The organism is Nocardia sp. NPDC004582 (assembly GCF_053602115.1).
Genome location: NZ_JBSGCY010000023.1, coordinates 1 through 12,821, shown reverse-complemented (window position 1 = coordinate 12,821; position 12,821 = coordinate 1). Strand labels below are relative to the sequence as shown.

The following is a 12,821-nucleotide window of genomic DNA, read 5'->3' as shown; positions in this document are numbered from 1 at the left end:
TACCACCGGCTGCGTCAGGCGGCGCGGACCTGGCCAGGCCGGTCCGGCTCCGACCGATACCGGGTAGTCGGGCCGCCGATACCGAGGATGTTCCAGACCCGCTGGGACACCGGGTTCATCAGCCCGATCTTCTTGGCCAGCGACCGCACGTCACCGAAGAAGCCCGCGAACGCCTCCTTCGAGTCCTCGGAGCCGAAGAACACCTCCTTGCGGACCTCGCGCGGGATGTCGAACTCGCGGAAGAAGGCGCGCGGCGGCACCAGGATCGCCCGGCCGCCGATCCACATGACGATCGGGAAGGCCAGTGACAGCACGAACTTGTCGAACGGGTTCGCCTGCGGCACATGGTGTTCCAGGAACTCATGGGCGAAGGAGATGTGGCGGGCCTCCTCGGCGATGTGAATCGCCATGACGCCGCGCATGATCGGGTGAATGTCCTCGCCGGCGCGCAGGATCGCCTTCTGGATGTGGTCGATCGGCTCCTCGCCCGAGAGCACGGCCATGAAGAACAGATTCGGGAAGACCGAGGCCAGCGGCGGCACCAGGTAGGTGAGCTGCTTGAGGATCGTGCTCATGCCGGGCACGTCGATCCCGATGCGGTTCACCATCTCCTGGAACATCAGGGTGTGGTTGCACTCCTCGATGACCTCGTGGGTGCAGTACCGGAACTCCGGGGAGCCATTGGGCAGCTTGAAGGTGTGCTGCACCATGCCGCCGATGAGCAGGGTCTCGAACTGCAGGCCGACCTTGGCGATATTGGCCTGCCGCCACAGCCCGATCGCGATCTTGCGCGCCTCGGACTGGGCCTGATACCAGGGATGGCGGGCGAACATGTCACCGGAGACGGGCAGAATCCAGCGCTTGTCGTCGGCCTTGACCTCGAAATCGGGGTGGTCCCAATCGATATCGGTGAACGGATCGAAATTCTTGTCGACGGACCCCTGCGAGAGCAGCATGAGCTTGTCGGCGTACTGCCGGGCAAGCGCGACCGCGGGGTCGTCCGTCGCATGTGCTGACGTCATTGTCAGAGCCTCTTTCGGAAATGGACCTAAGTATCTGTAATCCATGGTTACGCGTACATTGGCGCCGCGTCAACAGGTACCGACCAGTAGGGTTCAGCTCCAGAACCGAGGACGCAGTCCCCAGGCCTCGAATTCGTCTCCGACCAGGGCACGAAGGGCTTCCCGGGTCGGGAAGCGATCCGGATCCGCACCCGTGATCGCGAGGGTCACGGTGTCGCCGTCACTGGACCAGGACAGGTTCAGGCCGACCTCCACGCGGCGGAACAGGTCGGTGTCGGCGGTGCAGACCACCGGGCGCATGAGCACCGCGCGAGCGCGCGCCCCGGCGATGGTCGCCACGCCCCGACCGGTCTCGCCGAGATTCGTGCACAGGCATTCCGGAGCCTTGGCGGTGCGGGAGAAGAAGCCCAGCACGAACGTCGGCAGCATCATCTGGACCGGTTGCAGGTGTTGCAGCGCCGGGGTGGTGGCGGGATCGGAGTAGGCGCGGGCCGCCCGCTTGATGGCGGTCCGCACCTGACGCAGGTCGGTGCGCCCACCCTTGCGGTAGGGCACGGCGATGGGCAGGCCCGTGGTGGCGTTGCCGCGGGGATCGTCGACACCGCGCAAGGAACGCGGAATGTCGACCCGGACCTCGGCGCCGTCCTCGACGCGGCCGCTGCGGCCGAGAACGCCGACGGCGACGCCGACCATGAGTCCGTTGTCGGTGCCGTCGTGGGCGGCGGCGACGGAGTTCCATTCGGCCGCATCGACTTCCACGACCAGGTCGGCGGCCGAATGACGTTCCGGGAGCGGCAGCCGCGGTTCGGCGGGCCGCGGGTTGCGGCCGGGCTCGTGAACTTCGCGGGCCTCGACCGCCGCGCGGATACCCCGGGCGGCGGCGCGCAGCTGGCCGACGGCATCGGTGAGATGCGCGCGGAACAGCCCGCCGGTCGGGGTCGAGCCCACCAGGCGGCCCGAACTCGTCGCGATATCCGGCGGGTCACCGGCGTCCAGGCGGCGCAGGGCGTCGCCCACCGCGTAGAGCACCGCGCCGCCGTCCGCGCCCACGTGCGAGGTGACCAGGGACAGCAGGGTGCCGCCGGAGGCCGTGGGCGCGGCCGACAGCCTCCATACCCGCCCGGTGACCGGGTCGAACTCCACCTCGCTCTGTTCGAAAAGCCAATCCAGGACGCCGGTTTCGGGCACCGGCTCCGGTCGCACGACCAGTGGTTCGGCGGCGGCGGCCGACACCCACCACGGCCGGGCGAACGGCACCGACGTGGTCAGCACCCGGCGCGCCAGGAAGCCGTGGGCGAGGTGCGCGTGCAGGCGTTCCAGCACCACGGGATCCAGTGGTTCGTCGAACCGCCAGGCCAGCTGGTTGACCAGCGCGGTGCCGTACAGGTCGTGCAGTTTCAGGAACAGGTCGTCGTCGGCGGTGAGCCGGTTCAGGACTGCGGGCATGACGGCCTCCGGATCAGTGGGCGCGCAGGGTGCGAACGGTCAAGGGCGCGAACACGATCGCGACGACGAGCGCGGAACCCACCGACCAGGCGAAGTCGGAGCCGGCCGAACCGGACTCGGCCAGGGTGCGCACCGCCGCCACCAGATGCGAGACGGGGTTGTAGTCCGAGACCTGGCGCAGCCAGGCGGGCATGGCCGCCTCCGGGACCAGAGCGTTGGAGGCGAAACTGGCGAAGGTGAGCACCAGCATCGACATGCCCTGCACGGCGGCGGGTTTGGCCACGGTCACGCCGATGAAGGCGAACAGCCAGCTCATGGCGGTGGTGGCGAACACCACCAGGGCCGCGCCCGCCACCAGACCCAGCGGGTGGTCTGGCCGGTAGCCCATGCCGAAGCCGACCAGCAGCACCATGAGCGCGGCGATCACATAGCGGGTCGCGCCCGCCAGCAGGCCACCGGCCACCGGTGCGAAGCGGGCGATCGGCATGGAGACGAAGCGGTCGAAGACACCCGAGCGGATGTCCTCGGAGAGCTGGACGCCCATCGCGACCGAGGAGGTGAGCACGATCTGCACCAGCACACCGGGGATCAGCGTCGGCAGATACGCGTCCAGGCTGCCCGCGATCGCCTTGCCGAAGACGCTGCCGAACAATAGCGGTCCCACGATGGGCAGCAGCACGGCGTCGTAGAGCAGCTGTGGACTGTGCCGGAAGGTCAGCAGGCCGCGCTGGGCCATGAACAGCGACTGCGCGAGCCCCGCGCGCGGCCCGACCCTGGTGAGGCGCGGCTGTCGCGGGATGCGGGCGGCCGGGTGGACCAGCACCGGGGTGTCGGACAGGACGGTCATGCGGTCCGCCTTTCGGCCGGAAGCGTGGAGCGGGCCGGGCGCCGGGTGAGCGCCAGGAACACCGAATTCAGGTCGGGGCGTTCGATCCCGAAGCCGCGCAGCCGGATTCCGCTGTCGCGGCAGGCGGCGACGATATCGGCGGCGATGCCGATATCGGAGAGCGGAACGGCGACCGTGGCGGGATTGTCGCCGTGCAGAGGCGTCGCGCCGGTGGTTCTTTCGACGACGGCGTCGGCCAGTGGGCGCTGTGCCGGATCGGCCAGATCGATGCGCAGCATCTCCTCGCCGATGGAGGACTTGAGCTCCCCCGCCGTGCCCTCGGCGACCACGGTGCCGTGGTCGATGACCGCGATCCGGTCCGCGAGGGCGTCCGCCTCCTCGAGGTATTGCGTGGTGAGCAGGATGGTCGCGCCACGCCCGACCAAGCCGCGCACCACCGACCACATGCGCTCGCGGGTGTGCGGGTCCAGGCCGGTGGTGGGCTCATCCAGAAAGATCAAGGGCGGCACCGTGATCAGCGTCGCCGCCAGATCCAGCCGCCGTCGCATGCCGCCGGAGAACGACCCCACCCGCCGGTTGGCGGCGGCGGTCAGCTCGAACTCGTCCAGGAGTTCCGCCGCCCGATCCTGCGCGCCGCGTCGGCCGAGTCCGAGCAGCCGCCCGAACAGGCGCAGGTTCTCCCACGCGGTCAGGTTCTCGTCCACGGCCGCGTACTGGCCGGTGAGCCCGATCATCGACCGTACCGCCGTGGCCTGCCCGACCACGTCGTACCCGAAAACCGTCGCCGTGCCACGGGACGGGCGCGCCAGCGTGGCCAGCATCCGCACGGTGGTCGTCTTCCCCGCACCATTGGGGCCGAGCAGCGCGAACACCGTCCCGGCCGTGACGTCCAGATCGACCGCGTCGACGGCCGTCATGGATCCGAAACTCTTTCCGAGCCCGCGTGTTTCGATGGCGATCTCACTCATCGCGCACCTCCGATCATGGTCGAGGCCGAATATCCACCGGTGGCGATCGAGAGCCCTTCCGTGCCCGGCGATCGCGTGGTCGCCCGCGGCAGCAGGCCTTCGACAACATCCGCCGCGCGCGCGACCCCGTCGTCGCGGAATCGCGCCCCGTAGGCGGCCGCCCGCAGACGCACCTCCGGCTGGGTCGCACGAATCAGCAACCGCTCCAGCCGATTCGCGGTGATCCCCGCGAACGGCGCGGTCGCCCCCAGCCCGAGCGCCTGCACCTGCCTGCCCCAGTAGGACTGATCCGCCTGTACCGAACAGATCACCGACGGCACCCCCGCGTGCAAGACGGCAGCGGTGGTCCCGGCCCCGCCGTGGTGGACGGCGGCATCGCACAATGGCAGCACCGCTCGGTGGTCGACCTGATCCACCACCGCCAGCTCGTCCCCGATCCGGCGACGGAACATGGGGCCCACCAGCAATATTCGCCGCCCGAGCCGCCGCCCCACCTCTCGGACCAGCGACTCGACCGCGACCGGCTCAGCCACCGGCATCGACCCGAAACCCGCGTACACCGGAGCCGGACCCGCGATCAGCCACTCGAACAACTCCGCGCCGAGTCCGGGACCTCGTTCCTCGACCGCGCTGGTTCCCGGCTCAGGCCACTCCGGAGGACGCCGCCCCGCACTGTCCTGGGAGATCGAGCGGCTGTCGTCGGCGGGTACCGGGAACCCGGTGAACGGCATCTCCCGCAGTTCGTCCGCGAGCCCGGGAAACAGCGCGGCGTCGTAAGCCTGAATCGCCGTGTATGCCGGAGCGTCGAGGCCAATCCCGGCGGTCGCCGCACCCTCTATCAGGTTGCCGCCCAGTGGCTCACCCGGAGCACGCCGACCCGCCGCGAGTGCCGACTCGGGGAAGGCTCCGGGGCTGGGAGCCATCGCTCGAGCTCGAGCCCTGGGCAGGGTCCGCCACCCCGCGCGATCGACCAGGGGCGGTATCCGCCCGCCCCACCCCGATCCGGGTGCCCCGTCGACCGGCCGGACGCGAGCCTCGTGGCCGGCGGGCACGGAGGAGGTGTGCGAGGCCGTGCCGCGGACGGCGCCGTGCCGGAAGGCTGCGCGCTCGGGCTCGAGGGCCCACGCGCGCGCCACGGTCAACGCCTGCCAGCCCAGCCGGTTCAACGTGCCCGGAAGGTGTCGCCCCCACGCCGCCGGAACCACCGGAACCGCCCGATTCGGCTCGATCGGGAAGAAATGCACCGCGGCGAGCGGAATCCCTTGGTGCCGTGCGACTTCCGCCGCGACCTCCTCACAAGCCATGCCGGTGACCAGCGCGTCGGAGTCGCCGGCCAGGCCGAGCAGATCTCCCGCCGCCTCGGCGAATCCGCGGCGTTGCAGGTCCAACACCGCCCGCACCCGCTGTACGGGATTCGGGTGCCGAAATCGCCGATCATCACGTTGCGCGCGCAACATCTCATCGCTGTCGAGACCGAACGGCACCGCCGAAACACCGTATCGAGCGGCGAACCCGACCAGGTTCGGCGAGACGGCGAGCGTGACGGCGTGGCCACGCCCCGCGAGTTCCCGGCCGAGCAGCACGCCCGGCTGGGCGTCACCCCGGCTACCGGCGAATGCGAGCAGCACCTTCATCGCGCACCCCCGATCCCGACGTCGCTGAAGTGCGCCGCGGATACCCGACGGGCGACTGCCTCCGGTCGGCCCCACGCGGCAGCGCGACGGTCGCGTGAAATCTCCAATAGCGCGCACATGGTGGTCACACCCGAGCGGCGGCTGGAATCCGCGCCGGGGCGGGTTCGGCGGTAGCGGTGTGAGCCGGTGCGGCCGACGGCAGCGCGAAAGGCTTTCGAGAGGCGGTGGCTCGGCTGCCGCCGTCGCCGGCTCCGGTGAATTCGCGCATGGCGCGGGTGAATTCAGTGAGGAAGCGGTCCATTTCGGACTCCGGGAAGGTGGCGGGGAAGCGGGTGGAGAGGCGGAGGCCGTCGGTGGCTCGGACGATCCAGAAGAAGACCTCGTCGGGCGAGTAGGACTCGGCGCGGAGGGTGTGGCCGCGCAGGGATTCGACGAGTTCGTGGTCGGGGAGGGCTCGGATGTCGAGGAAGGAGATGCCGAAGCGGGGGTGGTCGGTGCAGTTCAGGAGTTCCAGGACGCGGGTCCAGGTGGCGTCGTTGGCGGTGCGGGAGCGGCGCAGGACGGTGCGGGTGGACTCCAGGGCGCTGTCCAGATCCAGATCGGGGGCCAGGGTGAGCTCGACGGGGACGACATTCACGAACCAGCCCATGGATTCGAGCCAGCGCAGGTCGGGGCGGGTGGCGATGGGCATGATCGCCCGCAGGGAGATGTGGCCGAAGGCGCGGCGGTAGGCGATGGCGAGGGCCGTGAACACCGCCACCGAGAGCCGGTGACCGCGCTCGATCACCGCGCGCTCCACCTGCTCGAGTTCGCTGAGCGACAACAGCTTTCGCGACAGCGACGTCTGTGGTGGCGGCGAGAATTCGCCGGCCCCGGTGGGCGCTACAGCCCTCCGCCGAGGCGTGATTGCGGGTTCGAAGCGGGGCAGCATGCCGCCGGAGCCGTCGAGGAAGCCACGCCAGTAGCGGACCGCGTCGCAGTCGGGGGTGAGGGCGGCGGCCGTGTCGCGTTCCCATTGGGCGAAGTCCGCGGCGCTGCCGAAGGTCGGCGATTCGCGGGGCGGCTCGCCGCGGGTGACCTCGGCGTACAGGGCGCGGAGTTCGAGGATGACGATGGCCTGCGAGTAGGCGTCCAGGACGGAATGGTCGGCGGCCACCAGGACGGTGAAGTCGCCGGTGTCGGCGTGCTCCACGGTGGCGAGCAGGCAGTGCGGCCACTGGAGTGGCGAGAGTGTCGATTCCAGTGTGGCGGTGAGGTATTCGTTGATCGCGCGGGAGCCGGTGACACCGGGGATCGGCTCGGCGGTGACGTCGACGTCGGCGGCCGCGCAGACCAGCCGCTCGGGTTCGGGGATGTCGTGGCGGGTCAGGGTGGTGCGCAGGCCCTCGTGGCGGGCGTGCCAGCGGCGCGCGGTCTCGCGCCAGCGCGCGGGGTGGAACGGCGCGTCCATTTCGAAGATGGTTCCGATCCAGCGACCCCGGCCCGGTCGCGGGTCGGCGGCGTCCGTCTCCCGGCAGTGGCGGACGTGCACGCTGGTCAGGGGCCGGGCGTCGGTGGTCCACGCCGCTCCCGGGGCCAGTTCGGCCCGCCACAGGGTGAGTGCGCCCGAGCGCACCGCGAATTCGGATAGGTGGGTGTAATCCATGACCGTCTCCCTCATCGAGACTTCGCCGGTATCGCTGCGGCCGTTCGCTTTCCGTAAAGAATTCACGGTGCGCGAACCAGCGCGATAGAGACCGTTTATGAGCTATCCGGCGAATTGGAAGCTATTGAATGGTGATATGCCGGCCGACTGTGCCGCACATCGAAATCCCCCGCCCACTGTGTCGGCGAGCACTATTTCCCGGCGGACCCGGCGCCCGCGGCGGCGCTGCCCGAGCCCAATGCCCGAGGCAGGGGCGCGGTGATTCCCGCCGGCAGGGCTGCGGCCGCACGAGCAGATCCGAATGCAGACATGGCCCGATTTCCTTTCACCTTCATCAGGACAAGCGCGCCGAGAGCGGCGACTTGGTGAGGGCAGGTCCGAATTGTGATTGGCGACGCTGCCGAGGATTTCACCCGATGGGTAGATGAGACCTGCGAACCCAAGAAAATCATCTACCGGACAGATCCGCAACCAGCCTGAGCGCAAACAATTGGTTAACGGACTGTTCTCACGCCATTCCCCTGTGCTTCAGGCCACTACACCGGTGAAATTCGCCTCCACTTCACATTCGGCCGCGGCCGCCCTGCCCGCCGGCGCCGGAAAACGAGTTGCTCGCGGGTACCCGATTTCTGGGATCCTGGGCTGGTGAACGCAGGGGAGATCACCGTCGAGTTCGCGCCGGAGCTGCGCGTGTTCGTCGGTCAGCGCGACCGCACGCCGGTCCGGGTGGACGGCACCTCGACGCTGGGGCATGTGGTGGAGTCGCTGGGTGTGCCGCTCACCGAGGTGGGCACGGTCCTGGTGGACGGCGAATCCGTTGCCACCGGCCACATTCCGCACGGCGGCGAGAAGATCGCGGTGTCGGCCGTGGCCCGCCCGCAGGTGTGCGCCGAGCCCCTGCGCTTCCTGCTCGACATCCACCTGGGCACCCTGGCGCGCCGGCTGCGCCTGCTGGGAATCGATGCGGCCTACGAGAATCCGGATATCGGCGACGCCGCCCTGGCCTCCCGCTCCGCCGCCGAGCGACGGGTCCTGCTCTCCCGCGATCGCGGCCTGCTGCGCCGCCGCGAAATCTATTCCGGCGCCTATGTTTACAGCCATCACCCGGCCGAGCAGCTGGACGACATCCTGTCCCGTTTCGCCCCGCGCCTGGCCCCCTGGACCCGCTGCACCTCCTGCAACGGCGCGCTGCGCCCCGCCGATCCGGCCACGGTCCGCGACCGCCTGCCCGACAACACCGGCCAGAGCTACGACACCTTCGCCGAATGCGTCGACTGCGGCCAGACCTATTGGAAGGGCGCGCACCACGCCCGCCTGGACGCCATCGTGGCGGACGCCCTGGCCAAATTCGCCTGATCGACGCCGACGGTCAGCGAGCGCGGGCGGCGGCCGCCGCGGCGTCCAGCCGGGCGCCGAGGGCCTTGACCTGATCGCGCAGCACCTCGATGTCCTCCACCGGAACTCCCACCAGATCCAGCACGGTGCGGATCATCTGTTGCGCGCCCCGCTGGAGTTCGCGGCTGGCCTCGGTGGCGTGCAGGACCACGGCCCGGCCGTCGGTGGCGCTGCGCACGCTCTCCACCAGACCGCGCGTCTGTAGCCGCTGGACCAGCGGGGAGAGGGTGCCGTAGTCGAGGTGCACCTGTTCGCCCAGGTCCTTCATGGCGATGCCGGGCCGCTCCCACAGCGCCAGCAGCACCAGGTATTGCGGGTAGGTCAGGTTCATATCGTCCAGGAACGGCCGGTAGGCGGCGGTCATGGATCGCGACGTGGAGTACAGCGCGAAGCACAGCTGGGCATTGAGCGAGAGCAGCGCGTAGTCGATCTCCTCGTCCGCTTCGGCCCCAGCGGGTGCGGAAGGCGGATGTTCTTGCATTACTGCACTGTACTGCGCACCGTGGCGAGCACCGCGTCCGTGGCCGCCCGATCGCCGACCGTGATGCGGATACCCGTGGGATAGGACTTGACGTGGATGTCCGCGCCCGCCAGCGCCGTCGCGACCCGATCGGCCTCCGGGCCGGGCAGGGTCAGGTACGAGAAATTGGCGTAGCTGTCGGGCACCGACAGGCCCAGGGCGCGCAGTCCGGTGCTGAGCCGGTCGCGGTGCGCGGCCAGGGTCGCGACCCGCGCCTCGATCTCGGCCTCGGCTTCGTAGCAGGCCCGCACCGCCACCTCGGCCAGCGCGGTCATGCCGAAGGGCAACTGCCAGCGGGCGATTCGCGCGATCAGCCCCGGGGTCCCGAGCGCGTAGCCGACCCGCAGCGCGGCCAGGCCGTACGCCTTGGAGAAGGTGCGCAGGACGAGCAGGTTCGGATGCCGTTCCAGCAGCGCGAACACATCGATGCGATCGGCACTCGACACGAAGTCCACGTACGCCTCGTCGAGCACCACGGTCACCGTGTCCGGGACCTCCTTCAGCAGCGCCTCGAATTCCGGTGCCGGGACCAGGGTTCCGGTGGGGTTGTGCGGGCTGCACACCACCAGCAGGCGGGTCCGTTCGGTGACCGCCGCGGCCAGCGCCGCCAGATCCTGGCGCCCGGAATCATCGAGCGGCACGGTGACCGGCCGTCCGCCGGCCATGCTGGTCAGGATGGGGAATCCGTCGAAGGTGGGCGTCGCCATCACCACCTCCGCCCCGCCCGCGCCGAACGCCTGGACGATGTGCATGATCACGCCGGTCGCGCCGGCGCCCACCACGATCCGATCGGGCGTGCACCCGAGCCGTTCGGCGATCAGCCCGGGCAGGCGGCGGGGCAGGAATTCCGGATACCGGTTGGCCGAGGCCAGCGCCGCGCTGAGTGCCTCCTGCACCGAGGGCGGCGGGCCGTAGGGAATCTCGTTGAGCTGCAGCCGATGTCCGGCCGTCACCAGATGGCTCACGGTGCCGCCCTTCAGCGTCCGCCCCAGCGGAGGGCCGCGGCCCCCGCGAAATCGCCCGCGTGCGCGAAGCCCGCGAACATGACCAGCGATCCGGCCGGCACCCGGCCCTCGTCGACCGCGCGATCGAAGGTGACGGGAATGCCCGCGCCGAACAGGTTTCCGCACTCGTCGAAGGTGTCGGGATGCCGTTCCGGCGGCAGTTGCAGGGCGTCTCGCCAATTGCGCAGGAAGGCTCGGTTGGGCTGGTTGGTGACCAGCAGGTCCAGGTCCTGGGTGGGCACGCCGATCCGGCCGCAGACCGCCGCCGCGACCTCGGGGACCAGCCGATTGCCGCGCTGCAGCACCTTGGCGATCTTGGATTCGGTGAAGCCGACGTGCATCTCGCCGCTGCCGGCCTCCCAGTAGCGGCGCGGCGGGTCGGCGATCACGGTCATCTGCCCGGCGAATTCGGGCAGGTGGCGGGTCTCGATGTCGAGGATCGGCGAATCCCCGGATTTCACCAGCAGTCCCGCGCCCGCGCCGTCGCCCGGAATGGCGGCCTGCGCCTTGCCGCGCACCTGTTCCTGGGTGAAGACCTGGCCGGCCACGTTCTGGATGGTGACCACCAGCGCCGAGCGGGCGTCGGAGGACAGCAGGATCTGACGGGCCAGTTTCATGCCGTACACGAACGCCGCGCAGCCGCCGTTGTGCAGGTCGATCAGCCACTCCGGCGCGATGCCGAGCCGGGCGGCCACGTCGCCGCCGCTGCCGACGATGCCGATATCGGGCAGCTGGGTGTGCACGATCAGAATGTCGATGCCGCGCAACACGTCCCGGCCGTGCCGGCCCAGGATCGGGGCGACCGCGCGTTCGGCCATATCGGCCGGGGTCTCGCCGGGCGCGATATGGCGGCGGAACTTGGGGGCCTTGAACATGAGGTTCGAGGTGACCTCGTCCGGGTCGGCGTACTGCGCGAAATAGTCGGCGGGGACGATGGTTTCGGGCAGGTACCCGGCGACGTCGAGCAGGCTCACGGTGTCGGCGCTCATGATCAGTGCATCCATTCCGGCTTGATCGGCTGTCCGGCGGCATGCCGGTGTTCGCAGATGGCTTTGAGATTGCGCAGTTCCAGCAGGTGCCCGGCGGCGAAGAGGTGCCAGAAGTCGCCGACCCACACCGGGCGGCCCTCGGGCGCGGTCTCGGGATACGCGTTGTCCTCGTAGAACGGGTGATGGCAATTGGTCCAGGTGACGACCGACCCCGGCTTGTTCAGCACCACCTGGGCGTCCACGACTCGCATCAGGTAGACCATCCACAGGTGGTCGGCCTGATCCCAGGCGCAGTGGTAGTCGACGGTGCGGGCCTCGGGGTTGGCGACGGTACGGGTGTAGATGCGGGTGTGCGAGCCGATGCGGTCGTCGGACACCCACACCTCGGGGTCGGCGGTGCGCTCGAAACCGCGCATGCTGTAGGTCCATTCGCACAGGCTGCGGGTGTCGGCCAGGTAGGCGTACACCTCGTCCGGCGGCGCGGCCACGTATTCGGTGACGGTGCAGTACTGTCCGTAGATCTCGTCGTGCGGGTACACCGCGCGGGTCATGTCCAGGACCAGCGGCATGCCTTCCTTGAGGGCCGTGGTCTCGATGCGGTACACGCCCGGCACGTCCAGTTCCGGAACTTCGATCGGCTCGTCGGTGACGGTCTCGGTCATGCGAAAGACTCCTTCAGGAACGGTGCGAAGGGTGGGATCTCATCCGGGTCACACTGCAGTTCGATGAACGCGGGTCCCGGTATTGCCCGCGTCTTGTCCAGGGCCCGCTCGAATTCGGGGAGGGTGCGCGCGGTCCAGGCCGGGAGCTCAGGGAACAGGGCGGCCACGCCCGCGCCGATCTCCGACGCGCGGAATCTGTTGAAGCTGTAGGCGCCGGAGTAGAAGACCTGCTCGCGGGTCACGCACATGGCGTGGGCATTGTTGTTGAACACGATGAACGTGACCGGCGCCTGGTATTCCACCGCGGTGTGCACCTCGTGGCCGTGCATGAAATACGCGCCGTCCCCGGCGATCACCACGGTGCGACGGCCCCGGCCCAGCGCGCAACCGATTCCGGCGCCGAACGAATAGCCCATGCCGCCCATGCCCAGGGCGATGAGAAACCGTCCGCCCTCAGGGATTCCGAGGTGGTGCACGACGGCCGCGCCGGTGTTCCCGGCGTCGGCGACCACATCGGTCCCGGGGTCCAGGGCCGCTTCGATCGCCGCCACGGCGGGGCGGTACCGGACGCCCGGTCCGGACGCGGGCGGCACGGCCAGCTCGGGCAACGGGAGGCGCTCCGGTTGCGCGCCAGTGGATTCCGGATCGAGGCGGGCGCCCTCGGCACCGCCGGTCGAGCTCGCGACCGC

At 69.8% G+C, this 12,821-nt stretch carries 12 protein-coding genes; 1 reads left to right on the top strand and 11 read right to left on the bottom strand.

The genetic code is table 11. The features are described from left to right. Positions 1-14: 14 nt before the first annotated feature. The 6 genes from ACWELJ_RS09715 to ACWELJ_RS09690 form a co-directional block, all read right to left on the bottom strand. On the bottom strand, positions 15-1,022 hold the full coding sequence (locus ACWELJ_RS09715; RefSeq protein ID WP_452365758.1) for an AurF N-oxygenase family protein: 1,008 nt from the start codon (positions 1,020-1,022) through the stop codon (positions 15-17). A 93-nt stretch (positions 1,023-1,115) separates the two neighbouring features. After that, positions 1,116-2,468: a hypothetical protein gene (locus ACWELJ_RS09710; RefSeq protein ID WP_452365757.1), complete on the bottom strand. Its 1,353-nt coding sequence runs from the start codon at positions 2,466-2,468 to the stop codon at positions 1,116-1,118. Positions 2,469-2,481: 13 nt separating this feature from the next. Continuing rightward, positions 2,482-3,315 (bottom strand): ABC transporter permease, encoded by an 834-nt coding sequence (locus tag ACWELJ_RS09705; RefSeq protein ID WP_452365756.1) that lies wholly within the window; start codon positions 3,313-3,315, stop codon positions 2,482-2,484. Further along, a complete protein-coding gene (locus ACWELJ_RS09700) occupies positions 3,312-4,283 on the bottom strand; it encodes an ATP-binding cassette domain-containing protein (RefSeq protein WP_452365755.1) in 972 nt (323 codons plus the stop codon). The genes ACWELJ_RS09705 and ACWELJ_RS09700 overlap by 4 nt, the downstream gene beginning before the upstream one ends. Next, a complete protein-coding gene (locus ACWELJ_RS09695) occupies positions 4,280-5,917 on the bottom strand; it encodes a glycosyltransferase (RefSeq protein WP_452365754.1) in 1,638 nt (545 codons plus the stop codon). The genes ACWELJ_RS09700 and ACWELJ_RS09695 overlap by 4 nt, the downstream gene beginning before the upstream one ends. A gap of 124 nt (positions 5,918-6,041) precedes the next feature. Then, positions 6,042-7,562, bottom strand: coding sequence for a condensation domain-containing protein (locus ACWELJ_RS09690; protein WP_452365753.1), 1,521 nt, complete (start codon positions 7,560-7,562; stop codon positions 6,042-6,044). Between the two features lie 645 nt (positions 7,563-8,207). On the opposite strand from ACWELJ_RS09690, the gene ACWELJ_RS09685 reads away from it, so the two are divergent. Continuing rightward, complete coding sequence (locus ACWELJ_RS09685; RefSeq protein ID WP_452365752.1) at positions 8,208-8,918, top strand: Mut7-C RNAse domain-containing protein; 711 nt, start codon at positions 8,208-8,210, stop codon at positions 8,916-8,918. 13 nt (positions 8,919-8,931) lie between these two features. Here ACWELJ_RS09685 and ACWELJ_RS09680 read toward each other — a convergent pair whose 3' ends face one another. The 5 genes from ACWELJ_RS09680 to ACWELJ_RS09660 all read right to left on the bottom strand — a co-directional run. After that, a complete protein-coding gene (locus tag ACWELJ_RS09680) occupies positions 8,932-9,321 on the bottom strand; it encodes a MarR family winged helix-turn-helix transcriptional regulator (protein WP_452365805.1) in 390 nt (129 codons plus the stop codon). A gap of 116 nt (positions 9,322-9,437) precedes the next feature. Then, positions 9,438-10,442, bottom strand: a complete 1,005-nt coding sequence (locus ACWELJ_RS09675; RefSeq protein WP_452365751.1) for a pyridoxal phosphate-dependent aminotransferase — start codon at positions 10,440-10,442, stop codon at positions 9,438-9,440. An 11-nt stretch (positions 10,443-10,453) separates the two neighbouring features. Beyond that, the gene (locus ACWELJ_RS09670) at positions 10,454-11,470 is read right to left on the bottom strand and encodes a 3-oxoacyl-ACP synthase III family protein (RefSeq protein WP_452365750.1); all 1,017 of its coding nucleotides are present in this window, start codon (positions 11,468-11,470) and stop codon (positions 10,454-10,456) included. Between the two features lie 2 nt (positions 11,471-11,472). Beyond that, positions 11,473-12,105 (bottom strand): SRPBCC family protein, encoded by a 633-nt coding sequence (locus ACWELJ_RS09665; protein WP_452365804.1) that lies wholly within the window; start codon positions 12,103-12,105, stop codon positions 11,473-11,475. Between the two features lie 23 nt (positions 12,106-12,128). Continuing rightward, the coding region (locus ACWELJ_RS09660; RefSeq protein ID WP_452365749.1) for a thiamine pyrophosphate-dependent enzyme at positions 12,129-12,821 on the bottom strand (693 nt) is incomplete at its 5' end.

Bases quoted from the DNA above. Each gene is read 5' to 3' on its own strand.
- ACWELJ_RS09705 (WP_452365756.1), bottom strand. From the start codon at position 3,315: ATGACCGTCCTGTCCGACACCCCGGTGCTGGTCCACCCGGCCGCCCGC.
- ACWELJ_RS09670 (WP_452365750.1), bottom strand. From the start codon at position 11,470: ATGAGCGCCGACACCGTGAGCCTGCTCGACGTCGCCGGGTACCTGCCC.
- ACWELJ_RS09690 (WP_452365753.1), bottom strand. From the start codon at position 7,562: ATGGATTACACCCACCTATCCGAATTCGCGGTGCGCTCGGGCGCACTC.
- ACWELJ_RS09680 (WP_452365805.1), bottom strand. From the start codon at position 9,321: ATGACCGCCGCCTACCGGCCGTTCCTGGACGATATGAACCTGACCTAC.
- ACWELJ_RS09710 (WP_452365757.1), bottom strand. From the start codon at position 2,468: ATGCCCGCAGTCCTGAACCGGCTCACCGCCGACGACGACCTGTTCCTG.
- ACWELJ_RS09700 (WP_452365755.1), bottom strand. From the start codon at position 4,283: ATGAGTGAGATCGCCATCGAAACACGCGGGCTCGGAAAGAGTTTCGGA.
- ACWELJ_RS09715 (WP_452365758.1), bottom strand. From the start codon at position 1,022: ATGACGTCAGCACATGCGACGGACGACCCCGCGGTCGCGCTTGCCCGG.
- ACWELJ_RS09695 (WP_452365754.1), bottom strand. From the start codon at position 5,917: ATGAAGGTGCTGCTCGCATTCGCCGGTAGCCGGGGTGACGCCCAGCCG.